Annotated in this window: 20 protein-coding genes; 4 read left to right on the top strand and 16 right to left on the bottom strand. The window is 70.7% G+C overall.

The window, feature by feature from the left end; translation table 11 throughout:
• Window positions 1-163: 163 nt before the first annotated feature.
• Window positions 164-1471 (bottom strand): efflux RND transporter periplasmic adaptor subunit, encoded by a 1308-nt coding sequence (locus tag ACVBD7_RS04665; protein WP_458097637.1) that lies wholly within the window; start codon window positions 1469-1471, stop codon window positions 164-166.
• A 277-nt stretch (window positions 1472-1748) separates the two neighbouring features.
• On the opposite strand from ACVBD7_RS04665, the gene ACVBD7_RS04660 reads away from it, so the two are divergent.
• Both ACVBD7_RS04660 and ACVBD7_RS04655 read left to right on the top strand, forming a co-directional pair.
• Window positions 1749-4883, top strand: coding sequence for an efflux RND transporter permease subunit (locus tag ACVBD7_RS04660; protein ID WP_458096337.1), 3135 nt, complete (start codon window positions 1749-1751; stop codon window positions 4881-4883).
• Between the two features lie 110 nt (window positions 4884-4993).
• A complete protein-coding gene (locus ACVBD7_RS04655; RefSeq protein WP_458096336.1) occupies window positions 4994-6505 on the top strand; it encodes a TolC family protein in 1512 nt (503 codons plus the stop codon).
• Between the two features lie 58 nt (window positions 6506-6563).
• On the opposite strand, the gene ACVBD7_RS04650 is transcribed toward ACVBD7_RS04655, so the two are convergent.
• Window positions 6564-6938 carry a response regulator gene (locus ACVBD7_RS04650; protein WP_458096335.1) on the bottom strand — a complete coding sequence of 125 codons (375 nt, stop codon included), beginning with the start codon at window positions 6936-6938 and terminating at the stop codon, window positions 6564-6566.
• Window positions 6935-10015 (bottom strand): response regulator, encoded by a 3081-nt coding sequence (locus ACVBD7_RS04645; protein WP_458096334.1) that lies wholly within the window; start codon window positions 10013-10015, stop codon window positions 6935-6937. The genes ACVBD7_RS04650 and ACVBD7_RS04645 overlap by 4 nt, the downstream gene beginning before the upstream one ends.
• A gap of 239 nt (window positions 10016-10254) precedes the next feature.
• Between ACVBD7_RS04645 and ACVBD7_RS04640 the strand changes: the two genes are divergently transcribed.
• Together ACVBD7_RS04640 and ACVBD7_RS04635 are read left to right on the top strand one after the other, a co-directional pair.
• Entirely contained in the window at window positions 10255-12084 is a 1830-nt protein-coding gene (locus tag ACVBD7_RS04640) for an AI-2E family transporter (protein WP_458096333.1), read from the top strand.
• Between the two features lie 84 nt (window positions 12085-12168).
• The gene (locus tag ACVBD7_RS04635; protein WP_458096332.1) at window positions 12169-13770 is read left to right on the top strand and encodes an ABC transporter substrate-binding protein; all 1602 of its coding nucleotides are present in this window, start codon (window positions 12169-12171) and stop codon (window positions 13768-13770) included.
• A gap of 3 nt (window positions 13771-13773) precedes the next feature.
• On the opposite strand, the gene ACVBD7_RS04630 is transcribed toward ACVBD7_RS04635, so the two are convergent.
• From ACVBD7_RS04630 to maiA, 13 genes are all read right to left on the bottom strand, one after another.
• Window positions 13774-15171, bottom strand: a complete 1398-nt coding sequence (locus ACVBD7_RS04630; RefSeq protein ID WP_458096331.1) for an amidase — start codon at window positions 15169-15171, stop codon at window positions 13774-13776.
• Window positions 15172-15295: 124 nt separating this feature from the next.
• Window positions 15296-15727, bottom strand: coding sequence for a DUF3597 domain-containing protein (locus ACVBD7_RS04625; protein ID WP_458096330.1), 432 nt, complete (start codon window positions 15725-15727; stop codon window positions 15296-15298).
• A gap of 72 nt (window positions 15728-15799) precedes the next feature.
• The gene (locus ACVBD7_RS04620) at window positions 15800-16294 is read right to left on the bottom strand and encodes an Lrp/AsnC family transcriptional regulator (RefSeq protein WP_458096329.1); all 495 of its coding nucleotides are present in this window, start codon (window positions 16292-16294) and stop codon (window positions 15800-15802) included.
• A 46-nt stretch (window positions 16295-16340) separates the two neighbouring features.
• Window positions 16341-16859, bottom strand: a complete 519-nt coding sequence (locus tag ACVBD7_RS04615; RefSeq protein WP_458096328.1) for a cupin domain-containing protein — start codon at window positions 16857-16859, stop codon at window positions 16341-16343.
• 19 nt (window positions 16860-16878) lie between these two features.
• Complete coding sequence (locus ACVBD7_RS04610; RefSeq protein WP_458096327.1) at window positions 16879-17835, bottom strand: ABC transporter substrate-binding protein; 957 nt, start codon at window positions 17833-17835, stop codon at window positions 16879-16881.
• Between the two features lie 4 nt (window positions 17836-17839).
• Window positions 17840-18643, bottom strand: a complete 804-nt coding sequence (locus tag ACVBD7_RS04605) for a class II aldolase/adducin family protein (protein WP_458096326.1) — start codon at window positions 18641-18643, stop codon at window positions 17840-17842.
• Entirely contained in the window at window positions 18640-19593 is a 954-nt protein-coding gene (locus tag ACVBD7_RS04600) for an ABC transporter substrate-binding protein (RefSeq protein ID WP_458096325.1), read from the bottom strand. The genes ACVBD7_RS04605 and ACVBD7_RS04600 overlap by 4 nt, the downstream gene beginning before the upstream one ends.
• Window positions 19590-20732 (bottom strand): LLM class flavin-dependent oxidoreductase, encoded by a 1143-nt coding sequence (locus ACVBD7_RS04595; RefSeq protein WP_458096324.1) that lies wholly within the window; start codon window positions 20730-20732, stop codon window positions 19590-19592. The genes ACVBD7_RS04600 and ACVBD7_RS04595 overlap by 4 nt, the downstream gene beginning before the upstream one ends.
• Window positions 20733-20746: 14 nt before the next feature.
• The gene (locus ACVBD7_RS04590) at window positions 20747-21877 is read right to left on the bottom strand and encodes an acyl-CoA dehydrogenase family protein (protein ID WP_458096323.1); all 1131 of its coding nucleotides are present in this window, start codon (window positions 21875-21877) and stop codon (window positions 20747-20749) included.
• On the bottom strand, window positions 21877-22824 hold the full coding sequence (locus ACVBD7_RS04585) for an ABC transporter substrate-binding protein (protein ID WP_458096322.1): 948 nt from the start codon (window positions 22822-22824) through the stop codon (window positions 21877-21879). Before ACVBD7_RS04585 ends, ACVBD7_RS04590 begins: the two co-directional genes overlap by 1 nt.
• Window positions 22821-23546: an ABC transporter ATP-binding protein gene (locus ACVBD7_RS04580; protein ID WP_458096321.1), complete on the bottom strand. Its 726-nt coding sequence runs from the start codon at window positions 23544-23546 to the stop codon at window positions 22821-22823. Before ACVBD7_RS04580 ends, ACVBD7_RS04585 begins: the two co-directional genes overlap by 4 nt.
• Window positions 23547-23551: 5 nt before the next feature.
• Window positions 23552-24388, bottom strand: coding sequence for an ABC transporter permease (locus ACVBD7_RS04575; protein WP_458096320.1), 837 nt, complete (start codon window positions 24386-24388; stop codon window positions 23552-23554).
• A 254-nt stretch (window positions 24389-24642) separates the two neighbouring features.
• Window positions 24643-25275: a maleylacetoacetate isomerase gene (maiA, locus tag ACVBD7_RS04570; RefSeq protein WP_458096319.1), complete on the bottom strand. Its 633-nt coding sequence runs from the start codon at window positions 25273-25275 to the stop codon at window positions 24643-24645.

The following is a 25275-nucleotide window of genomic DNA, read 5'->3' as shown; positions in this document are numbered from 1 at the left end:
CGGTTCAGATTTGGACTGCTGGCGATCTGCCTGAGCGCTGGCCGAAAAGACGATCGCCTGAGGTTTTGGACCTCAGGCGCTCTCCACTGACGGCGGCCGGGAACCTCGGAAGCCTGGGGGATGGGCCTTGGAAGGCTGCGCCTTCCCAGGCGCTACCCGCGCCTTAGTCCTGCGCGGCGCGGTCAATGAACAGGGCGCCGCCGGTCACGATGCGGGCGCCGGGGGCCAGGCCGTCGGTGACCTGGACCATGCCGTCGGACTGCAGGCCGGTGCGGACGCTGCGGAGGACGAAGCGGTCCTCGCCGAGGGCCTCCCACAGGGAAGTGCTGGCGCCGCGGTGGATCAGGGCGCCGGCGGGCACGGCGGGGGCGTCGTTCGCCTCGCCGACCGCGATGCGGAAGGAGGCGAACATCTCGGGCTTGAGGAGACGGTCGGGGTCCTGCACTGCGGCGCGGACGGTCAGGCGGCGGGTGTTAGGGTCCAGCGCGCTGGCGACGTTCTCGACGCGGGCGTCGAAGCTACGGCCGGGGAGCGCGTCCACATTCACCTGCACGGTTTGGCCTGAGCGGATGAGGGGGGCATCCATCTCGCGCACGCCGGCAACGAGCCACATCTGGGACAGGTCGGCGATGGTGTAGATCGGGTCCGAGTTGCCGGCGTTCAGCCACTGGTTCGGGCCGATGCGGCGGAACACCACTGTCCCGGCCAGCGGCGCGGTGACGGCTACCGTGGCGTTCACGCGGCGGGTGCGCTCGATCTCGGCGATCTGCTCGGGCGTGCGGCCGAGGACGCGGAGCTTGTCGCGGGCAGCGGCGAGGGTGGTGTCGGCGGTGCGCTGGTCGGAGATGGCGTTGGCGAGGTCCGCCTGGGCCTGCTCGAGATCGCGGCGCGCGGCGGCCTTGGCGGCGAAGAGGTCGCGCTGGCGCGTTTCGTTGCGGCGGGCGAGGTCAGACCCGGTGCGGGACTTGGCGGCGGCGTCCAGCGCCGCGAGGAGGTCGTTGGCGGCGCCGGTGAGGTCGGTGGTCTCGATCTCGAACAACACGTCACCGGCCTTCACCTCCTGGCCGGGCTGGGCCAGGGCGCGGACGACGCGGCCGGTATAGGGCGAGAAGACGGGGGTGGAGCGCTCCTCGTTGAAGGCGATGCGGCCCTCGGCCACGCGCTCAGGGCGGAAGGCGCGAGCGGCGACGGGCTCGATCTTCAGGAGCTTCGTCTCGGTAGGGGAGAGGCGGAAGGAGCCGTCGGCCTGGCGACCGGTGTTGGAGGCGGCGCGGGCGGGGGAGACGATGGCCGGGGCCTCGTGCCCGCTGAACTCGGCATAGCCATAGGCCGCGACGCCCAGGGCGGCGACGCCGGCGAGGAGCATGGGCACGCGGCGGCGGCGCGGGGCGGCCGGCGCAACCGGCGCGGCCTCATGCGTGGTCGTGTGGGCGATGCTGGCGGGCCCGGTGAGCTCGGGCGGGGTCATCATGTTCAACGCCGGGACTTCCTTCGCAGGCCATCGCAAGGGCATGGGCCCAGGGACATGGACGGGGCTGGCAGGCATGCCGGGTCCCGCCATCCGGCCCGTTGGAACAGGTTATGACGCGCGCGACTTACGGGCGGCTTACAGTTTCATTTTCCGCTTCCGGGGCAGGGTTCGAGAGGGCAGATGGGGGCGGCGCGGGGTGGCCGGCGGGGTGGTTCCGCGGCCGACCGCCCTCCCCCGCCCGCCCCGCATTTGATCCCTGCCTCCCGGGAGCCGCCCCTTGCGTCACCTCGTCGCCCAGGCTCTCGAGCGTCGCCCGCTCGTGCTGCTGTTTTTCGCCGTGTTCATGATCGTGGGCGTGCTGGGCTTCCGCACCCTCAATATCGAGGCCTATCCGGACCCCGTGCCGCCGACGGTGGTGGTGATCACGCAGAATCCCGGCCAGAACGCCGAGGAGATCGAGCGGACAATTACCATCCCGATCGAGGTGGCGATGTCGGGGCTGCCGAACCTGACGACGGTGCGCTCCACCTCCCTGTTCGGGCTGTCAGACGTGCGTGTGCAGTTCAACTTCAGCTACACCTATGAGGAAGCGGTGCAGCAGGTGCTGAACCGGCTGGGACAGCTGGGCGCGCTGCCGGATGGCGCGCAGCCCGGGATTTCTCCGGCCTCGCCGATCGGCGAGATCATGCGCTACCGGCTGGTAGGGCCGCCTGGCTACCCGTTGGAGGACCTGAAGACCCTGCAGGAATGGGTGCTGGACCGGCGCTTCAAGCGCGTGCCGGGGGTGATCGACGTCACCTCCTTCGGCGGCATCTCCAAGACCTATTCGGTGCAGGTCGATCTCTCCCGCCTGCAGGCCTATGGGCTGGCGCTTCCGGCAGTGGTGGACGCGATCCGGCAGGGCTCGGTGAATGTCGGTGCAGGCACGCTGAACGTGGGCGCGCAATCCGTGGTGGTGCAGGGGATCGGGCTGATCCATTCGCTCGACGACATCCGCAACGTGGTGCTGGGCAGCCAGGGCGGGAATCCCGTGCTGGTCTCGGACGTGGCGACGGTCGGCGTCGGGAACCTTCCGCGGCTGGGCGTGGCGGGGCATGAGAACGACGACGACGTGATGCTGGGCACGGTGCTGATGCGCCGCGGCGAGCAGACGCTGCCGACCATCCACGGTGTGCAGGCCGAGGTGGAGCGGATCAATGCCGGGGGCGTGCTGCCGCCGGGTGTGAAGATCGTGCCGCTGTATGACCGCGAGGACCTGGTGAGCACGACCACGGTGAAGGTGGTGCACAACATCCTGGAAGGGGTGGTGCTGATCCTGGTAATCCAGTGGCTGTTCCTGGGCGACCTGCGCGGCGCCGCGGTGATCGCGGCGACCATTCCCTTCGCCTTCTTCTTCGCCGTGCTGATGATGCTGGCGCGGGGCGAGAGCGCGAACCTGCTCTCGCTCGGTGCGCTCGATTTCGGGCTGCTGGTGGATGCCACCGTGATCATGGTGGAGAACATCTTCCGCCACCTGCACCTGGCGCGGCACGGGCTGCGGCCGGGGGAAAAGCCGCGGCCGGTGCCGATGACGGTGCTGAAGGCGGCGAGCGAGGTGGACAACGCCATCCTCTTCTCGATCCTGATCATCATCGCGGCCTTCATCCCGCTGTTCGCCATGGGCGGGATCGAGGGACGGATCTTCGGCCCGATGGCCAAGACCTATGCCTATGCGATCGGCGGCGCGCTGCTGGCGACCTTCACCATCACCCCGGCGCTGGCGGCCACCTTCTTCAAGCCGGAGACGGAGGAGAAGGACACCTTCGCGGTGAAGGGCATCCGCTGGGGCTACACGAAGCTGTTCCATGGCGGCATGCGGCGGCGCGGGCTGACGATGGTGCTGGCGGGGGCGATGCTGCTGGGCAGCGTCGGCGTGATGTCGCGGCTGGGCGCCGAGTTCCTGCCGACGTTGGAGGAAGGGAGCATCTGGCTGCGCGCCACGATGCCGCCGACCATCTCCCTGGAGGAAGGGAACCCGGTGGCAAACCGGATCCGGCGCATCCTGATGGAGTTCCCGGAGGTGATCACCGTGACATCCCAGCAGGGACGGCCGGATGACGGGACGGACAGCGCGGGCTTCTTCAACGCGGAATTCTTCGTGCCGCTGATCCCGCAGGAGAAGTGGACAACGGCGCATACGCGGGATGCGCTGGTGGCGGCGGTTTCGCAGCGGCTGGAGGATGAGTTCGCGGGGGTGGAGTTCTCCTTCTCCCAGGCGATTTCGGACAACGTCCAGGAAGCGGCATCCGGCGTGAAGGGCGCCAATGCGGTGAAGGTGATTGGACCGGATCCGGTGGTGGCGTCTCGCGTCGCGGATGCGATCCGGCGGGAGATGTCGCAGGTGCAGGGCATCGCCGATCTTGGCGTGCTGCTGAGCGTGGGACAGCAGACGCTCTCGGTGACGGTGGATCGCGCGAAGGCGGCGCGGCTGGGGCTGACGGTGGCGGATGTGAATACCGCGATCTCCGCCGCTGTCGGCGGGCAGGAGGCGGGACGCTTCTTCGAGCCTGGCGGGGACCGCAACTTCCCGATCGTCGTGCGGCTCTCGTCCCGCTACCGCGACGGGGCTGAGGCGATCGGGCGCGTGCCGGTGGGCGGCAACGCGGTGCTGCGGGACGTGGCGCGGATCGAGATGGTCTCGGGTGCCTCCTACATCTACCGCGAGAATTCTGCGCGCTACGTGCCCGTGCGCTTCTCGGTGCGTGGACGGGATCCGGCGAGCGCGGTGCAGGAAAGCCAGGAGCGGGTGGGCCGCAATGTGGAGCTGCCCCAGGGCTACCGACTGGAATGGGTGGGCGAGTTCCGCAACCTGCAGGCGGCTGTTGCGCGGCTGATGGTGGTGGTGCCGATCGCGCTCGCGATCATCGCGGTGCTGCTCTACGTCGCCTTCGGGCGGCTGCGGGAGACGCTGATGGTCTTCGCGCTGCTGCCGCTCTCCATCTCCGGCGGCGTGCTGGCGCTGGCGGCGGCGGGGCTGAACTTCTCCGTCCCGGCGGCCATCGGGTTCCTGGCGCTGCTGGGGATCACGGTGATGGAGGCGATCATCTTCCTCTCCTACTTCAACCAGCTGCGCGAGCAGGAGGGAATGGACTGGACGCCGGCGCTGGTGCGCGCCGGGTTCGACCGGCTGCGGCCTGTCATGATGACCTGCTTCGCCTCCTTCTGCGGCCTGCTGCCGATGGCGTTGGCCTCGGGCATCGGCGCCGATGTGACGAAGCCGCTGGCCATTGTGGTGGTGGGCGGGATCGGGCTGGTGCCGATCTTCATCTTGGTGGTGCTGCCTGTCACGGTGGACCTGCTGGGGCGCAAGCGGGCGCAGCGCGAGGAGGCGGCAGAGATGGCCGCCGTCGCGCGCCCCGCGCCCGCAGAGTGAGGCGTCGGCCTCGTATGTGGCCGGGCGGTGGCGCCCGGCCAGTGATCGATGATGCCGGGCCGGTGGGGCCCGGTGCCCCTTCCCTTCCCGGGATGATGTGAAGGTCTGGGATGATGACCCGTCTGTCCTCTGGCGTGCTTCTCGCGGCGCTTGCCGCGCTTCCTGCCCTGGCTCAGGGCGTTCCCGATGCACCAGCACCCGCTGTGCCTGCTGTGGCCGGCCCCTCCCCTGCCCGGCCCGCCCCAGTGCGGCCGGTGCCAGCGGCGCCGGTTCGCCCGGCGACGGCTGCGGCTCTGCCGATCCGCGCGCCGGGGCTGACGCTGCCGGAGGCGGAGGCCATGCTGCTGGATCGCAACCTGGCCGTGGTGGCGGCGCGGCGCGGCGTGGATATCGCGCGGGCGCAGCGGCTGGTGGCGGATACCAACCCGGCCGGCAGCGTCAGCTACAGCCAGACCACCGCGCAGGTGAACGAGGGCGGGCGGTTCCGGGCCTATAATGGCGGGCGCTACGTCTCGCCGCTCAACAATGCTTCGGTGAGCCTGTCCTTCACCATCGAGCGCGGTGGCAAGCGCGAGCTGCGGCGGCGCCTGGCGGACGAGCAGATCAGCCTGGCAGAGGCGCAGGTGCTGGACTCGCTGCGCGGGCAGATCTACGCGCTCCGCATTGCCTTCATCCAGGCGCTGCAGGCGCGCGCGAACCTGCAGGTGGCGATGGCGAACCGCGGCAGCCTGAACACGACCGAGGGGCTGCTCTCGCGCCAGGTGCGCGAGGGCGCCATCCCGGAATCCGACCTGCTGCGCTTCCAGGCGAGCCGGCTGCCCTTCGAGCAGGACCTGGCGAATGCCGCGCAATCCTATGCGGCGGCGGCGGCGCAGGTGGCGGCGCTGCTGGGGCAGGATGCAACGCGCACGACGGACGCGGCCTCCCGCGGGGCGGGGCGGGATGCGGTTGCGGCCATTCTCTCGGGCATGCCTTTCGACCTGCAGGGGCGCTTTGCCGACACGCCCCCGCTGGACCTCACGCGCGAGGCGCTTGCGGATGCCCTGCCGAACCGGCCGGACGTGCTGGCGGCAACGCGCAACGTGACGGCGGCGGATGCGAATACGCGGCTGGCCGAGGCCGGGCGTTCTCGCGACCTGAGCGTGACGGGCGGGGTGACGCGCACGGAACTGAGCCAGGACCTGCCGGAAACGCGGCGGTCCCTGCGGGCGAACGACACGCTGGGGATCGGGCTTTCAGTGCCGATCTTCACCAGCCGGATCACTGAGGGGAATGTCGCGGTCGCGACCGCCCAGCGCGGACAGGCGCAGGCCCAGGCGCAGGCAGTACTGGCCGGGGCGCAGGCGGAGCTGGCGACGGCCTGGGCATCCTATGTGCAGGCGCGGGCGCTGCTGGACCTGACGACCGGGTCGGCGCTTCGGCGGGCGGAAGAGGCGTATCGCTCGACCGAGGCGGCGTATCAGGCGGGCGGGCGTTCGCTGCTGGATACGCTGGACGCGCTGCGTACTCTCAATGCCACGCGGGTGGCGGGGAATGCGGCGCGGGCGGCCGTGCTGGCTGCCCTGGCCGGGCTTGAGCAGGCGAGCGGCGTTGACGGAATCGCGCCGCGGCTGGAGCGCTGACCCGAAGGCGCGCGCCGGTCATCCATGGGTGGCCGGCGCGCCGTCTCAGAAGGGGGCGTTACCCCTCTGCCGCCAGCATCGCCGCGTCGATCTGCGAGAGAAGCTGGGGGAAGTCCACGGGCTTGGGATGGTAGTCGTCGCAGCCGGCCTCCAGCATCCGATCGCGGTCGCCGGACATCGCATGGGCGGTGAGCGCGATGATCGGGATGCGGGCGGTGTCAGGGTTCTCCCGCAGCTTCCGGGCGGCGGTCCAGCCGTCCATGACCGGCAGGTTCATGTCGAGCAGAATGACGTCGGGGCGCTCGGCCTGGGCGACGTCGATGCCCTGCTGGCCGTCATGGGCGAGCACCACGTCGAAGCCTCGGCGGCGCAGGCGCCGGGAGAGGAAATCCCATAGCTCCTCGTGGTCCTCCACCAGCAGGATCTTCGTCATGGCCCAGAAATCTCCGTATGCGCCTTCAACGGCGGCGGGGGCGGTGGGTTCCCTGGTTCCCGGCCAGCTATGTTGGCGCGGGCGGCGGCGATGCGACGCAATTCCGTCAGCAGGGCTTCCGGCGGCTCGTCATCCGCCGGCAGGACGCGGCGGACCTGGCCGCGAAGGGCTTCGAGTTCGGCCGCGGCAACGCCGCCACCGGTGAGGGCGATGACCTGGATGCTCTTCCAGTCGTCGCGCTGGCGCATCTCGTGGACAAGGTGCAGGCCATCTCCATCCGGGCCGGGAACGGCGACCAGGACGAGACCGATGGGCGGCGCGGCAGGATCGGGCTTGCCGAGGCGGGCAAGGGCCGCGGTGGAGGCATCCGCCTCCTCGACGGACCAGCCCTCGCTTTCCAGGAGGCGGCGCAGGTCGGCGCGTGGCTCGGCCTCGGCCTCCACCACCAGGGCCGTGCCAGGGGCACGGTAGCGGTCCAGCACCGTGCGCAGGCGATGCCACTGCACGGGCTTCACCATGTAGTCAGCCGCGCCGAGCGAGACGGCGAGTGCGCGTTCCTGGACGATGGAGACCATGATCACGGGGATGTCGGCCAGTTCCGGATCTGCCTTCAGGGCGGACAGAACCGACCAGCCGTCCATGCGGGGCATCATCACGTCGAGCAGGATCGCTGTGGGGTGGAGTTGCTTCGCCAGGCGCAGGCCCTCCTCGCCGTCATGCGCGCAGCGGACCGAGAAGCCGTCCCGCACCACAAAGCGGGAGAGCAGCTCGCGCGAGGAGGGGTCGTCGTCGACCACCAGCACGAGGCCGGCGGTGGCGGTGGCCTCGCCCTCGGGCATGGTTGAGGCCTCGGCCGCGGGTTCGGGGCCGGTCTCGCGCATGTCCACAGGCACGCGGATGGTGAAGATGGTGCCCTGGCCGGGCTCGCTCTCCACGTCGATGCTGCCGCCGAGCAGGGTGCAGAAGGCCTTGGTGATGGCCAGGCCCAGCCCGGTGCCACCGAAGCGGCGGGTGGTGGAGCTGTCGGCCTGGGTGAAGCGGCGGAACAGCTTGGCGAGCTGCTCGGGCGTCATGCCGATGCCGGTGTCGGCGACGCGGAAGGCGATCTCACGGCGGCCCATGGTATCCCGCCCGGCCTCGGCGGTGAGGGTAACCGTGCCGCCCTCGGTGAACTTGCTGGCGTTGGAGAGCAGGTTGATCAGGCACTGGCGCAGCTTCACCTGGTCGCTGTGCATGGCACCGATGCCCTCGGGCAGCCGCACCTCCAGGTGGTTGCCCTTCTGCGACATGAGGGCCTGCACCGTGGAGACGGTCTCGGAAACGAGGGTGGTCACCTCGAAATCCTCCGCATGGGTTTCCATGCGGCCGGCCTCGATCTTGGAGAGGTCGAGCACGTCGTTGATCAGGGACAGAAGGTGGCGGGCGTTGGCGCCGATCTTCTGCAGGTCCTTCGTCAGCACCTCGCCGCCCGAGAGGTCGGCGGCCTCCTCCTCCAGCATCTCGGAATAGCCGATCACGGCCGAGAGCGGGGTGCGCAGCTCATGGCTCATATTGGCGATGAACTGGCTCTTCGCGCGATTGGCGTCCTCGGCGGCTTCGCGGGCGAGCGTCGCCTCCTCCTGTGCCTCGCGCAGGTCGGTCACGTCGGTGTTGGTGCCGAACCAGCCGACGATGGCGCCCTCCGGATGGGCCTCATCCGGCTCGTCGCGGATGGGTACGGCACGGCTGAGGAACCAGCGATAGCCGCCATCGACGCCGCGCAGAGGGAAGCTGTCCTCCCAGGGCTGGCCCGATTCGATAGCATCGCGGAAGCGGGCGACGACGCGGTCGACATGGTCCGGGTGCTGCACGGCCATCCAGCCCGAGCCCTTCATGTCCTCGAAGCTCTTGCCGGTGTAGTCGTACCAGCGGCGGTTGTACCACTCGATCTCGCCCTGCGAGTCGGTCTGCCAGGCGAGCATGGGCAGGGAGTTCGCGAGGTTGCGGAACCGTGCCTCGCTGCGGCGGAGCCGCTCCTCGGCCCTGCGGCGGCGGGTGACGTCCATCAGGATGATACCGGCACCCTCCCCCGCCTCGGCGCCGGCGCGCGCCAGCGGGAAGAGCGTGGCCAGAAGATGGTGCTTCTCCTCGGGCCGATCGGCCCGGGCGGTCTCGATCTCGACATCGGACTGCGAGCGCCCGGCCTCAAGCACGGCGCGCAGCCGGGGCTCGATGCGGCTGCGCACCTCCGTCGGCAGCGGCGGCAGCGGGCCGGCAGGTAGGGAATCCAGGCCCATGGTGCGGCGATAGATCTCTGCCAGCGCGTTGTTGGCGTTCACCACGCTCATGTCGCGCGCCACGAAGCCAAGGCCGACGGGGGCATTGGCCATCACGGAATCGAGCAGGGCGTTGGCGCGGCGCTCGGCCCGGCGGCGGGTTACGGCGTAGGAGCCGAGCAGGGCGCAGGCGAGGAGCGCGGCCCCAAGAGAGAGGCCGCCGAGCCAGAGGGCGCGTGTGTTGCTCCGGCTGTTGAGCTGGTCCACCCGGGCGCGGGCCTGGGATTGCAGGCTGGCGACTTCGGCCCGGATATCGTTCATCGCACGGCGGCCCTCGCCGGTCTCGACGGCCGATTGGGCACCTTCCGCGTTGCCTCCGCGGCGGATGGCAACGGAGCGTTCGGCCAGTGCCTCACGCCGGTTGATCAGCTCGCGCAGCCTGGTCTCCGTAGGCAGGCCTGCGGGTCCGCGAAGCGCCTGCAGCGCGGCCATCCGCTCCTCCACCGCGGCAAGCCCGGCGGTGTAGGGCTCGAGATACTCCTCGCGCCCAACAAGAAGGTAGCCGCGCTGGCCGGTTTCCACGTCCTTGATGGCCGAGAGCACGCCCTCGAGCGCGACCACGGCCTCGTTGCCGGCGGTGATGGCGTCGGTGTCGCGGTCGTTCAGGGCGTAGCTCGTGGTGCCGGCGGCGACCGCGACGAGAGCGAGCAGGGCGGCGAGGACGGGGATGCGCGACCAGCGCCGCAAGATGCCTGCTCCGGCTTCGGGCGGCGGTGCTGTCTCGGGTGAGGCGGGTTCTGGCGCGCGGATGGGTTCGGGCACGGGGCTTCCTTGGATCGGGCGTCGCCGGGGAATGGCCCCTACCGCGCCGGCGCGACGGCCTGAGGGGCCGTTCGCGCCGGTACGGCCCGGGAGCCCTGCCGATGACATCGAGGGTGGGGTCTGCGATGACGTTCGCGCGCGCAACGCGCGGAGGGGCTGGTGGGATGCGGGGGAGCATGGCACCTCCCCGCGCCAACCCTCTTTTTGAACCGTCTGACGGAAGGCTCGATCCGCGCCGCATGGCCATGCCCGACCGCCGCCTTCCCCCTGCCGCCGCGCCGGCCCATATCGCCGGAGGGGCCGTCGGGGGACCGGTGGCCGGGGCGGCCATGCTCGTCTCGGCCGCCATCATCGTCGCCGCCCTGTATTTTGGGCGAGACGTGCTGGTGCCGCTGGTGCTGGCCGTGCTGCTCGCCTTTGTGCTGGCGCCCGTTGCGCGTCTCCTGCAACGGCTGCGGCTGGGCAAGGGTGTCTCCGTCCTCGTCGCCGTTCTGGTGGCTTTTGCGGTGATCGGGGCGATCGGTGCAGCGCTCGGCGCCCAGGCGGCGGAGCTGGTCGCGGAGCTCCCGCGCTACGCCGCGACGCTGCGGGCGAAGCTGGGTGCCTTGAGCGGGCTGGGGGACATGCTCCGGCGCGCGGAGGCGCTGCTGGGTGGGCTCGGCGTTGGCGGGCCGCTGGAGGTACCGGCGGCACCGGGCGCGCCCGTGATCGTGGCGGCGCCGGCGCGCACAGACACCGCACTGCTGAACGTGGTGGGGTCGGTGCTCGGGCCGATCCTGCATCCGCTGGCCACTGCGGGGCTGGTGATCATCTTTACCATTCTCACTCTTCTCTACCGGGAGGACCTGCGGGACCGGGCGATCCGCCTGGCCGGCGCGCGGGACTTGCACCGGACGATGTCGGCGATGAACGACGCCGCGTCGCGCCTCTCGCGCCTGTTCCTGGCCCAGGTGGCGTTGAATGCGGGCTATGCGGTGCTGATCGCCGCGCTGCTCTGGGCGGTGGGGCTGCCGAGCCCGCTGCTCTGGGGCATTCTCGCCGGGCTGATGCGCTTCGTGCCCTTCATCGGCACGCCGATCGCTATCGGCCCCCCTCTCGTACTCGCGTTGGCGGTGGAGCCGGGCTGGTCGATGGCGGCGACGGTGTTGGCGGTTTTCCTGATCGGCGGCGGCATCATGGGGCAGGTGCTTGAGCCGCTGCTGTTCGGGAAGCGGACGGGACTTTCACCTCTGTCGGTGGTGCTGGCGGCGAGCTTCTGGGCTTTTCTGTGGGGGCCGATCGGACTGCTGATCTCCACGCCGCTGACGGTCGGGCTGGTGGTGCTGGGCCGGCACGTGCCGCGTTTCGAGTTCTTCGACGTGATGCTGGGCGACCGCCCTCCCCTGCAGCCGGAGGAAAGTTTCTACCAGCGCGCGCTGGAAGGCGATGCGGACGGGCTGGTGGATCAGGCCAGGGAGATCCTCGGCGAGGAAGGGGCTTCCTTCGCGGCCTATGGCGACACCGTGGCCTTGCAGGGGCTTGTTCTGGCGCAGACCGACTGGACGCGAGAGGCGCTGGAACCGGAACGGCTGGAGGTGGTGCGCGCGCAGGTCGGCACGCTGCTGGACGACCTCTCCGATTTCGGGGTGGCGTCCGTGGCCCATGCGGAATCAGTGCCCTCGCCCTGGCGGGCGGAGGGGGCGGTGGTGTGCATCGCCGGCCGCGGGCCGCTGGACGACCTGACTGCGCGGTTGGCTGCTCTGGTGCTGCACCGGGCCGGGCTGGGTGCCCGGGCCGAGGCGAGCGCGGTGCTGGAGACTGCCAATCTTGGACGGCTGGACCCGGCAATGGTGCGGCTGGTCTGCCTCTCCGTCCTGGAGGAGGGGAACAGCGTGGCCGGGCTCCGATACTTCCTGCGGCGGATCAACCGGCAGCTTCCCGAGGCGAAGGTGATCGTGGGGCTGTGGGATGCGGCCCCGGAAAGCGCCATGCTGTCGGCGCTGCGGGAGGAAGGGCCGGCGGAGGCGATCGTGACCTCTCTCGGTGAGGCGGCGGCGCTGGGTGAGGCCTTCGCGGCGCGCGGCACCTAGCGCGCCTCCTCTCATCGGCGGTGTTCATCGGGCCCCGCGCCGGTCTAGCCTTCAGCCGTCCAGCAGAGATGGAGGCCGCGGATCATGGCCGATGCGACCGCGTTGTCCCGGCGGCTTTTCCTCGGCTCGGTGCCCGCTGCACTGGCGTCACCGAGGCGGGCCGTGGCGCAGGCCGCGGCCGGCACGACGCTGACGATCGGCGTGGGCACGCCGGCCACCTCGATGGACCCGCATTTCCACAACAACGGGCCCAACAATGCCCTGACCATGCACATCTTCGACCGGCTCGTGGAGCGCGACGGGCGGGCGCAGCCGCGGCCGGCATTGGCGGAGAGCTGGCGGGCGCTGTCGGAAACGGAATGGGAATTCCGGCTGCGCCCGGGCGTGCGGTGGCATGACGGGACGCCCTTCACGGCCGATGATGCGGTGTTCTCCTTCGAGCGCGTGCCGAATGTGGCGAACAGCCCCGGCGGATTTGGCGGCTTCCTGCGCCAGGTGGCGCGGGTGGAGGTGCGGGAGCCGTTGCTGCTGCACATCCACACGCGGCAGCCGCATCCGCTGCTGCCGCTCGACCTTGCCTCGGTCAGCATCATCGCGCGGCATGTGAACGGGACGGCGACGGAGGACTACAACTCCGGCAAGGCGGCGATCGGCACGGGGCCCTACAGGCTGGTGTCCTATGAATCCGGCAGCCGGGCGGTGCTGGCGCGCAACCCGGACTGGTGGGGCGGCGCACAGCCCTGGACGCAGGTGAACTACCGCTTCCTGCCGAACGATGCCTCCCGCACCGCCGCGCTGCTCTCGGGCGATGTGGATCTGATCGACCAGATTCCGACGAGCGACCTGGCGAAGCTGAAGCGGGAACCGCGGCTGGCGGTCTCGGAGATCCCGAGCCTCAGGACGATGTTCCTGGCGCCGATCCACGCCGCGGAGGGCAGCCATCCGCAGGTGACGGACAACAACGGCGTGCCGCTGCCGAAGAACCCCTTCCTCGACCTTCGCGTGCGGCGGGCGCTGTCGCTGGCGATCAACCGCGAGGCGCTGGCCGAACGGGTGATGGAGGGGGCGGCGGTGCCGACCGGGCAGTGGTTGCCGGAGGGAGCCTTCGGGTACAACCCCGCCGTGAAGCCGGACGGGTTCGACCCCGATGCGGCGAGGCGGCTGTTGGCGGAAGCAGGGTTCCCGCAGGGCTTTCGGCTTGTAATCACCACGCCGAATGACCGCTGGCCAAATGACTCCCGAGTGGCGCAGGCGGTGGCGCAGATGTGGACGCGCATCGGCGTGCGGGCGACGGTGGACGGCATGCCCTACGCCGCCTTCGTGCCGCGGCGGTCACGGTTCGATTTCCCGATGCAGCTCGCGGCCTGGGGCAGTTCCACGGGTGAGGCAACCAATTACCTGGTGAACATCACGGGCACGCCGAACCGGCAGCGGCTGACCGGCTCGAACAACAACTGGAAGTATTCGGACGCAGCGCTGGACGAGATGACGGCGCGCGCGGCCGCGACGATGGACGACGCGGCACGCGAGGCGCTGCTGCAGGAGGCGGTGGCGCGCTACGCGGAGCAGGTGCCCTACATCCAGGTGCTGCAGCTCACCAACACCTGGGCGGCCCGGCGCGGGCTGCGCCACGATCCGCGCATGGACGAGCGGACGCTGGCGATGGGCGTCCGTGCCGAGGGTTAGGGCCTAGATGACGACGGGCTTCACCTTCTCCAGCATCCAGCGGGCGAAGCCGGCGGCGCGGGCGTCCATATGCGGCTGGCCGATGATTTGCACGCCCATGGGAAGACCGCGCACGGCAGTCATCGGCACCGTGACGCAGGGAACGCCGAGGGCCGAGGTGGCGGCATTGTAGGCGATGTCGCCGGTCGGGCGTGGGTTGAGGGGTTCACCGGGGCGGTCGCCTTCCCAGACAGGGGCAGGACCGGGGGAGGACGGGGCAATCAGCGCATCCGCGAGCGGGGCGAGATCGGAGAGGGCGCGGCGCATCGCGTCCCGCTGGAGGAGGCGGGCGCGATAGGTTTCCAGCGTCATCTCCATGCCGCGGGCGTGACGGTTCAGAAAGCGGCGGCTGACGCCTTCCGGGTTTGACTCAATAAGGTTCTGCTGGCTCCAGCGCGTCTCGAAGCTGCCGATGTCGTTGGTGACTGCCTTGGCTTCCGCGATGCTGCGCTCGAAGGCCTCGATCGCCTGGGCGTCGGCGCGGGTGAGGATTTCCACCCCGGCAGCGCGGAGGCTTTCAAGGAGGGTTTCGAAGGCCTGGCGGGACTCCGCGTCCAGCATGGGCCAGCCCTCGGCTTCCATGACGATTAGCCGGGCGGGCTTGCGGGCGGTGGGCGGGGCGGCCGGGCCGAAAAGCGCCGGGGAGCCCGGATCACCACCGGCGCGGGTCGCGATCGCCATGGCGACCAGCCACATATCCTCGATGGAGCCGGCATGGACGCCAGCGGTGCTCTGGGAAAGCCCCTGCCGCTCGCCGCGGTTGATGGCGCCCTGGGTGGGCTTGAGGGCGATGTTCCCGCAGTAGCTGGCGGGGCGGATGATGGAGCCGCCGACCTGCGTGCCGATGGCGGCCGGCACCATGCGCGCGCCGACGGCAGCGGCCGAGCCGGAGGAGGAGCCGCCGGGGGTGTGTCTGGCATCGAAGGGGTTGGTGGTGGGGCCGGGATGGGCCTGGCCGAGCTCGGTGGTGACAGTCTTGCCGAGGATGACGGCGCCGGCATCGCGAAGGGCGCGGATCATGGCGCTGTCCCGCCGGGGAAAGTTCCCGCGATAGGCCTCGCAGCCCATCTGGGTCGGCATGTCTCGCGTCTCGATCAGGTCCTTGATGCCGATCGGCAGGCCGTCGATCGGCGAGAGCGGGGCGCCGGCCTTCCAGCGAGCGGTGCTTGCGTCGGCGGCTTCGCGCGCGCCGGCGTCGTTGATCGTGACGAAGGCCTGCACCTCTGGCTCGCGTGCGGCGACTGTCTCAAGGCAGCGCTCGAGATAGGCGCGGGGCGTGTCCGTTCCGCGGGCGAAGCCGCGGGCCGCATCGTGGAAGGTGAGCTGCCGGAAGGAGTCGGGTGCGTATGCCGACCGGTTCATGCCATCCACGTCCCATCTCCCCATGTCAGTGGCGACATTCAGGGCTCGTGCGGCGCGGCTGTCCAGCGGGCACGGTGCCGCGCCCGCCCGCCGGAAAACGGCGGAGACGGGCGCGGCGGGGTCGTCAGCCCTTCAGGCTGTCCGGCACCTTGCCGCCGTTCTCGGCCAGCTTCTGCATGACCTGCTTGTGCAGCCAGATGTTCATGGACGCGGAATCGTCGGTGCTGCCTGTGTAGCCGATCTCGCCGGCGAGCTCCTTGCGGGCGGCGAGGCTGCTGTCGAGGTCCAGCAGCTTCATCAGGTCGACGATGGAGGACTGCCAGTTCAGCTGCTGGGAGTTCTTGGACGCCATGTCGGTGAGGACAGCCGCGACGTCCACGTTCTGGGCCGGGGCGCCGGGCGCCTGGCCGGCGGCCGGGGTGCTGGGCGTGGCGGCGGGCGCGTTCATTGTGCCGATGCCGCCGGTTGTGCCGGGGGTGGGGCTGCCGGCATCGGGGCTGGCAGCAGCGGCCGGGTGGCCGAAGATCTTGGACATAATGGAGCGGAAGATGCTCATGCGAGGGGACTCCTGGCGCCGTGAGGGGCGATGCCTCAACGGCGCGGAGCGGGCGGGGTTGTGCCGCCCCGCCTAACCTTCGCTATCCCGCCCGGCGCGGTCGCGGAAATTGGCGCGGTGGAGGGGGTAGGCCGTGGTGTATTTCAGTCCCTCCATGGCGAAGCGGGAGGTGACGTTCCGCATGGGGGCGGCGGCGATCAGGCGTTTGTAGAAGGCGTCGAACTCGGACATGCCGGTGACGGCGACGCGGAGCATGTAGTCCACCTCGCCGGCCATACGGTGAGCCTCCATCACCTCGGGCATTTCGGCGATGGCCCGGGTAAAGGTGGCAAGCCATTCGGGGGTGTGGTCCCCGGCCTCGATGGCGACGTAGACAATCAGGTCGACGCCGATTTTCTGCGGGTCCACCAGCGCCACACGACGTGTGATGACGCCATTCGTCTCGAGCTTCTGGACGCGCTTCCAGCAGGGGGTTGGCGAGAGGCCCACCCTGTCGGCGAGCTGGGCGACGGAGAGGGTGGCATCGCCCTGGAGAAGGGCGATGATCTTGCGGTCGATTTCGTCCATCAGGAGGTGGCCGGCCGGCGCCTCGCCGGGCGCCGGCCCTGGCCTTTCAGCGGTGGCTCGCGTCGCCGGTGGCGGCGCTCTGGTGGATCCATTCGGGGGTCTCGACGATGTCGAGGTTCTCGAGGTTGATCACCACCTCCTCGGTGCCGGAGCGGACGAGGGCGCAGTGCAGCACATCGGTGGAGGAGGCGTTGATCTCCTGGTGCGGGACGTAGGGGGGCACCTGGAAGAAGTCGCCGGCCTTGGCCTCGGTGATGAACTCCAGCCGGTCGCCCCAGCGCATATGGGCGGTGCCCGAGATGATGTAGATGATGCTTTCCAGATGGCCGTGATGGTGCGGGCCGGTCTGGGAATTGGGCTCGATGCGGTTGGTGCCGGCCCAGAGGGCGGTGGATCCGGTGCGGCTGCCGGAGATCGCAACCTCGCGGTTCATGCCCACTGTCTCCGGCGTATCGCAGCTTTTATCCGAGCCGCGGACGTGGCGGATGCCCTTGTTGCGCCAGTCATAGCCCGGGCCGGGGCCCTGGGTATCCTGAACCGGCTTGGTGGCGATTCCGTCGGGCATGTCTGTCGTTCCCTTGGTGTCAGGCCGCGAAGACGGCCGCGTTGAAGCTGCTGTCGAAGGCAGGCGCCACCTGATGGGGGCGTGGGATGACCTTCACGGCGGCGAAGAAGTCGCTGACGCGCTGCTGGGCGGCGACCACGCCCTCATCAATAGCGACGGTGCGGGTAGCGGCGACCGCCACCACGTCCCGCCCCACGGGAAGAGGAAACCCTGTCTGGGCGCTCCAGACGCGGGCCTGCTCCTCCGGGTTGGCCAAGCCCCACTCGCGGGCCAGGCGGAGGCGGCGGAGGAAGTCTGACAGGGCGGCGCGCTTGGACCCGATCGCGGCATCAGCCGCCATCTGGTAGCTCTGGCCGCTCATCAGCCCATCCCCGTTCACGATCTCCCGCGCTCCGTCCTGGACCTTGGCCAGGGAGATATAAGGCCCCCAAGTCGCCCATCCATCAACCGCCCCTCGCGCCATTGCGGCCTTGGCGGCGTCAGGCGCGATGAAGGCGAAGCGGACGGCGTCTGCTGGCAACCCTTCCCGCTCGAGCGCGGCGAGGACGAGGAAGTGGCCGGTCTGGCCGCGCAGCGTCGCAATCGTCTTGCCGCGGAGATCGGCCAGCGAGTGCACGGGGGAGTCGCCCGGGACCACCAGCGCAGTGACGGCGCCGCCGGAACGGACGGCGGAGACGGCCTTGCCGGGGATGCCGGCGGCCACGGCCGAGGTGAAGGGGGCGTCGCCGATGCCGCCCGTGTCAATGGCGCCCGCGTTCAGGGCTTCCAGCAGCATCGGCGCGCCGGCAAATTGCGACCATTCCAGCCGGTATGGCAGGCCGTTGAGGACGCCCGCGGCCTCCATCAGCGGCTGGATGCCGCCGCGCTGGTCGCCCACGCGGAGGGTGGCGGATTGGGCGCGGGCAGTGCCGATGAGGGCGGGCGCGGCGAGGAGGGCGCCCCCGATGCCACGGAGAAGGAGGCGTCGCTGGGTCATCGGCTCAGTCCAGCAGGTCGGGTTCGAGGGCGGTGATGGAAGCGTAGAGGGGCTGGAAGGAGAGTAGGCCGCCCTTCTGGGAGCCGACCTGGGAGTGGGTGAGGCGCGCGACATCGTGCGGGATGGGGCGCGGGGTGCCGGCGGCCTCGGCGAGGAGCTGGGCGCGGGCGGCGTTGTCCATGGAGAGGTAGTACCAGGCGGTCGCCTCCACCGTCTGGCCGACGGTGAGAATGCCGTGGTTGAGGAGGATGACCGCCTTCCTGTCACCGAGCGCCGCGCCGATGCGCTCGCCCTCCGAGGTGTCGAGCACGACGCCGGTGAAGTCGTCGAACAGGGCGTGGTCCTCGTAGAAGGCGCAGCTGTCCTGGCTTATGGGCGCCAGAAGGCGGCCGAGGGAGGCCCAGGCCTTGCCGTAGGTGGAATGGGTATGGGCGGCGGCCACCACGTCGGGCCGCGCTTGGTGGAGCGCGGCGTGGATGGCGAAGGCGGCGCGGTTCACGGGCTGGGTGCCGTGGACGACCTCGCCGTGGTGGTTCACCCGGATGAGGTCGGAGACGCGTATCTGGGAGAAGTGGCGGCCGAGCGGGTTCACCCAGAACTCGTCGGTGAATTCCGGATCGCGTGCGGTGACGTGGCCGGCCAGGCCCTGGTCGAAGCCCGCACGGGCAAAGAGGCGGAAGGTGGCGGCGAGGCGCTGCTTGCGGTGCAGCCGCTCCTCCTCGATTGTGCGAGGCGGTTCGCCGTCGCGAAGGAGGGCGCCGAAGTCCTGGATGTTGGCATCCGGGGCGATGCGCGTGATCTGGTTCATGCGGGGCGGCTCCCGGCGCGGATGGCATCGTTGAAAGAGGGGTCGAGCAGGTCGCGCGCCTCGATGCGGCGGCGGACGAGGCCGGCGCGGGCATAGAGGTCGATGTTCTTCTGCTCGTCGGCGGCGACGGCGTCGTCGATGGGGACGACGCGGGTGGCGGCGCGGGCGAACCAGTGCTCGGCCACGGGGGCGGGCACGTTCATCAGGCCGGACCAGATGCGCGCGTATTCGGCGACGTTCGTATTCGCCCAGGCGCGGGCGGCGGCGAGGCGGCGGACGAATTCGGCGAGATCGTCACGGCGGGCGGCGATGGCGTCGGTGCGGGCGGCCTGGAAGCCGAGGCCGGGGGTGATGCCCTGGCCGTGGGCGACGCGGCGGGCGCCGTTCAGCACCTCCTCCTGCGAGACATAGGGTTCCCAGGTGGACCAGGCCTCCACGCTGCCGCGGGACCAGGCGGCCTTGGCGTCGGCGGGGAGGAGGAAGACGAACTGGACGGCGTCGAGCGGGAGGTTGGCGTTCTCCAGGGCCGCCAGGATCACCTGGTGGCCGATGGAGCCGCGGCCGGTGGCGATACGCTTGCCGCGCAGATCCTGGATGTTCTGGATCGGGCTGTCCTTCGCCACGAGGATGGCGAGGCCCTCGCGGTTCTCGCGCGTGGCGGCGATGGCCTTGATGGGGGCACCGGCCGCGGCACCGAAGGTGAAGGGGGCGTCGCCGACGAGGCCGGTGTCGATGGCGCCGGCGTTCAGGGCCTCCACGAGCGGGGCGGCGGCGGGGAACTCGCTCCAGGCGATGCGGTCGCCGAAGCCCTGGAGCTGGCCGGAGGCTTCCATGACAGCGCGGGCGTTGCCGCGCTGGTCACCTACGCGGAGAGGTGCCTGAGCGCGAGGGATGGTGGGGGCGGCGAGCGCGCCGGCGCCCGCCAGCAGGAGGATGCGGCGTGTGGTCATTCGGCGGCAACCTGCACGCGCCCAAGCTGGCGCTGGGCGAGGCGCTGCTGCACGAGACGGCGCGTGGCGGGCAGCAGGGAGCGGCCGTACTCCACTGCATCCTCCAGCGGGTCGAAGCCGCGGATGAGGAAGGTGGTCACGCCGAGGTCGTAGTAGTCGAGGAAAGCCTCGGCCACCTGCTCGGGCGTGCCGACAAGGGCGGTGGTGTTGCCGCGCGCGCCGGTCTCCCGCGCGATGGCGGTGTAAAGGCGGCCTTCCGGGCGGTCGCCGAGGGCTGCGGCGTCCAACAGGCGCTGGGAGCCGGCATTGGCGGGCGCGCCGTTGGCGGGGCCAAGGGCGGCCTTGCCGCGCACCTCGCGGATCCGCTGCAGGATGGACTCCGCCTTGGCCCAGGCGGCGCCCTCGGTTTCCGCCAGGATGGGGCGGAAGGAGAGGGAGAAGCGGATGTCGTGCTGGCGTCCGTGCTTGGCGGCCTCGGCGCGGACGCGGGAGACGATCTCGCGCACCTGGGCGTGGGTCTCGCCCCAGAGCGCGTAGACATCGGCGTGCTTGCCGGCGACGCGCAGCGCGGCTTCCGAGGCGCCGCCGAAATAGAGCGGGATGCGCGGGGACTGCACGGAGCGCACCTCGGGCGAGGCGCCCTTGATGCGGTAGTACTCGCCCTCATGGTCCACGGGCGCGTTGGCGGACCAAATGGACTTCAGGATGGTGAGGTATTCATCCGTGCGGTCGTAGCGCGCGTCCTTGCCGAGCCAGTCGCCGTCGCGCGCCTGATCGGTGTCGTCGCCGCCGGAGATGGTGTGGAGGGCGGCGCGGCCGTTGCTCAGCTGGTCGAGCGTGTTGAAGGCGCGGGCGGCCGTGGTGGGGGCCTGGAAGCCGGGGCGGTGGGCGACGAGGAAGCCGACCTTCTTCGTGTGCGCGGCGGCATGGGCGGCGAGCTGCAGGCCGTCGGGGCCGTTGGAATGCCAGCCGATGAGGATGCGGTCGAAGCCGGCCTCGTCATGCGCCTGGGCGGAGGCGATGAGGTAGGCGGGGTCGATGGTGGGGCCGCTAGCGGGGTGGATTTCCGACTGCTGGCGCGGCTGGATCATGCCGATGAATTCGACACCGTCCCGGGGGAGCGTGTTGAGGGTCGTCATGGCGTTATTCCCTTTCAGATCGGGAGTAGGGCGGCGCGGCCGGCGGCGAGGAGGGCGGCGTCGGGCTGGGGGGTGTGGATGCGGGCGCAGAGCACGTCGCGCAGATGGCGTTCGAGCGGGTTGCTGCGCGCGAGGGCGTGGTTGCCGCAGAGGGCCACAGCCTCCTGCACGGCGACGATGGCGTTGTCGGCGACGACCGTCTTGATGAGGCCGAATTCGGCCGGGGTGGTTGGTTCCATCGCGGCGTTGGAGACCAGGCGCTCGTTGGTGAGGATGAGCGACGCGATGTGGCCGACGGCTTCCTGCATGCGCGGCAGGGTGGCCAGCGGTTGGCCGAGATTGGCGGGGATGCGGTTGCGCAGGAAGGGGATGAGCCAGTCGCGGGCGGCGCGCGCCACGCCGGTGTAGAGGGCGGCGATGAGGAGGGTGTTCCAGGCGACGGCGTCGCTGTCGCGCTCGGTCCAGGCGTCGGGCGCGCGGAGGTCGAGGGCGTGGTCTTCCGGCAGGGCGACGTCGTTCATCAGCACGTCGTGGCTGCCGGAGGCGCGGAGGCCGGCCTGGTCCCAGGTTTCGACGATGCGGACGCCGGGCGCGCGCATGGGAAGGAGGAAAAGGCCGGTGCGCGGCGCGTCCTCATCCGTGCGGGCCCAGACGAGGCCCCAATCGAGCGCGGGGCTGCCGGTGGAGTAGATCTTGCGGCCGGTGATGGCCCAGCCGGTTGCCGTGCGGCGCGCGGTGGTGGCCGGGAGACCGCCGCGGGCGGGGGTGCCGAGTTCGGGTTCCACGCGGAGCGCGTTGATGAGTTCACCGCGCTCCAGCGCGCCGCGCGCGATGCGGGTGCGGACGGCTTCGGGGATGGTGGCGTTGCGGGCGATGCCGCGCTGCTGGATGAGCTGCATCGAGAGGATGAGCGCCGTGGCGGGGCAACCCTCGGCGATGGTGGCGACGATTCCCGCCGCGCGCTGCAGGGAGATGTCGGCCCCGCCGAGACCCTGCGGGACCGTCAGGGAAAGAAGGCCGGCCTCGCGGAGGGCGGCGATGTTCTCGTGCGGGAAGCTGCCCTCGCGGTCATGCACGGCGGCGGTGAGCGCGAAGCGGCGGGCGAGGTCGCGCGGCGTGTCGCGGGCGAGCAGGGTTCCGTCCATCACGCGCTGCGCCCTGCGCGCCAGAAGCCCCGGTCCCACAGCGGGGCGACCTCCACCTTGCGGGGGATGACGCCAATGCGGGTGAACTCGTCGGCGACGGCCTGGTGGGAGGCGATGGCGGCGTCGTCCACCGGGGCGAGGCTGCGGGGCTGGGAGACGTTGTCGAGCAGGGTGCGGATGGTGGCTTCTGGCACGTTCAGCGCGGCGGCCTGGGCGGCGGCGTACTCGGCAGGGTGCTGCTGGATGAAGGGCATGGCACGGCGGATGCGGTCCAGCAGGTCGCGCGCGGCTTCGGCGCGGGCGGGTTCATCGGCGAGGCCGGCGCGGATGAAATAGGGGTAGTTGCCGGAGAGGATGCCCTCCGCCGTGCGGAGGACGCGGGCGCCGGACTGGCGGGCGATGGGGACGGAGTAGCCGTAGATGGCCCAGGCATCGAGGGCGCCGGCGCGGAAGGCCGCGGCCCCGTCGGCAGGGGTGAGGTTCACGAGCTGCACGTCGGAGAGGGAGAGGCCCTTCTCGTTCAGCATGCGCGAGAGATAGTAGTGGGTGGTGGTGGCGCGGACATAGCCGACGCGCTTGCCCTTGAGGCCGGCGATGTCGGTGATGGTCGAGCCCTGCGGCACGAGGACGGTCTGCTCGTTCACGTCGCCGCGGATGACGGCGACGAGCCTGATGCGCGCGCCCGAGACGGCGGCGAAGGTGGGCGGGATCTCGCTGCCATAGGCGAGGTCGAGCCCGCCGGCATTGGCGGCTTCCAGCATCAGGTTGCCGGAGCCGAATTCGGACCATTCGACGCGGTAGGGCGTGTCGGCCAGGCCGGCGAGGCGGAGCAGCAGACCGTCGCCGGCCTTGTACTGCGCGACGCGGAGCGTGGTGGGCGTCTGCGCCTGCACGACCGCTGGGGCGGCGAGCGCGGCTAGGAGGGCGGTGCGGCGGGAGAGCATCATGCGGCTTCCCGGATCACCTCAGCCTCGACGCCGAGCTCGGCGAGGAGGCGGCGGCGGAGGGCGACGAAGCGGGCGTCGCCATGGCTGCGGGGGCGCGGGATCTCCACTGCGATGTCGGCGGCGATGCGGCCGGCATCCAGTACCAGGATGCGATCGGCCAGCAGGACGGCCTCGTCCACATCATGGGTGACGATGAGGGTGGTGGGGGTGTGGACGCGCCACAGGTCGAGGACGAGGGCGTGCATGCGGATGCGGGTGAGCGCGTCCAGGGCGGCGAAGGGCTCGTCCAGCAGCAGCAGGCGGGGTTCGCGGACGAGGGCGCGGGCCAGGGCGACGCGCTGGGCCTCGCCGCCGGAGAGGGTAGCGGGCCAGGCGTCGCGGTGCCGGGTGAGGCCGACCTCGGCGAGGGCGCGTTCGGCGCGGGCCTTCACCTCACGGCCGGGAAGGCCGAGGGCGACGTTGTTCCAGACGCGCTTCCAGGGGAGGAGGCGGGGTTCCTGGAAGACGGCGGCGACACGGTCGGGCAGGTCCAGCTGCGCGTCCTCCGGCGCGGGGTCCAGGCCGGCGAGGGTGCGCAGCAGCGTGGTCTTGCCGGAGCCGGAGCGGCCGAGGAGGGCGGTGAAGGAGCCGGGCTCGAGATCCAGGTTCAGGTTGTGGAGAACTGTGTTGGTGCCGAAGCGGCGGGTGAGACCCCGGACGGAGACGGTGCGGTTCTCGCTCATGTCTGTCAGGCCTTGATGAGGTTGGGGCGCCAGGCGAGGGCGCGGCGCTCGAAGGCGCGGACGAGGGCGTCGGCGCCGAGGCCGAGCAGCGCGTAGACGAGCAGGCCGACGACGATGACATCCGTGCGGAGGAAGTCGCGGGCGTCGTTGATGAGGAAGCCGATGCCCGAGGTGGCGTTGATCTGCTCGGCGATCACGAGCGAGAGCCAGGCGCTGCCCAGGGCGTAGCGCAGGCCGACGAGGCCGGAGGGGAGCGCGCCCGGGAGGATGACGTGGCGGACGAGGCCGCGGCGGTCGAGCCCGAAGACGCGGCCAGCCTCGGCCAGCTTGGGGTCTACGCCGCGGATGCCGGCGAAGAGGGTGAGGTAGACGGGGAAGGCGCTGCCCAGCGCGACGAGGGCGATCTTCGGCGTCTCGCCGATGCCGAACCAGAGGATGAAGAGCGGCACGAGGGCGAGGAAGGGCAGCGTGCGGAGCATCTGCATCGGCGCGTCCACGATCTCCTCGCCGAGGCGGGAAAGGCCGGAGACGAGGGCCAGCGCAATGCCGGTGGTGACACCGATGGCGAGGCCGGCGGCGACGCGGCCAAGGGAGACGAGGAGATGGCGGGGCAGTTCGCCCGAGGCGAGCAGTTCCCAGGCGCTGGCAAGAATGGTCGTGGGGGCAGCAAGCGTGCGCGGGGAGATGAGGCCGGCCATGGAGGCGGCCTGCCACAGCAGGACGATCGCGAGCGGGGAGGCGAAGCGACGGAAGCGGGAGAAATTCAGTCGTGGGAGGCGCGCCGCGCGGAGCGGCAGGGACGGCGCGAGGGGTTCGCGCGCGCCAAGGGCGTGCTCGGACATGGGAGGAACTCCGGGAGGTGCGAGGGCCGCTTGGCGCGGCGGCGTGCGGTGCGGCGGTTCAGCCGCGACAGCAGGCGGGCCGACAGCCTGGCAGAGCGAAGCGGAAAGGCGTGTCGATCATGAGGTTAAAGCTATGAAGGCCGCGCTCCCCCGGAAAGAGCGCGGATTCCCAAAGATTCGCGGTGCGGCAGGCGTGCTGTGCTGCGGCGAGTGGGGGAAAGGGAATGCCATTCCCCCTCCCCTGCCCTGCTGCCCTATTCGGCGTCGGGCTGGCGTTCCGGTGCGGCCGCGGCGAAAGCCGGATGCGCGTTGCTGGCGGCGGTGGCCTCGCTGATTCGGGCGAGGCGCGAGGTGTCTGCGCCAAAGCGCTTCGCGTTGCCGATCTGCGGGATGAGGCAGATATCGGCAAGGGTCGGGGTGGCGCCGAAGCAGAAGGGGCCGGTGGTGCCGGCGAGGAGGGTTTCGCAGGCCTCCAGCCCTTCCTGGATCGTGTCGCGCGCCCAGCCCGTCACCTTCTCCTCCGGCCAGCCCTCGGCCCGGAGGCGGGCAAGGACCTTGAGGTTCTGCACGGGGTGAATGTCGCAGGCGATAGCCTGGGCGAAGGCACGGATCCGGGCGCGGTCGAGTGGCGTACCCGGCAGCAGGGGCGGTTCGGGATGCGTTTCGTCAAGCCATTCGCAGATGGCCATGGACTGGATGAGCACCGTACCGTTATCGGCCTCGAGCGAGGGCAATAGGCCCTGGGGGTTGAGGCAGAGATAGTCCGGTGCGCGCTGCTCCCCGCGGCGGAGGTGGTGGAAGCTGTGCTCCACCGCCAGGCCCTTGAGGTTCAGCGCGATCCGGACCCGCCAAGCGGCGGAGGAGCGGAAATAGCCGTGCAGGCGCAT

It is taken from the genome of Roseomonas sp. WA12 (genome assembly GCF_054165765.1).
This window is presented reverse-complemented; position numbering and strand designations above follow the sequence as displayed.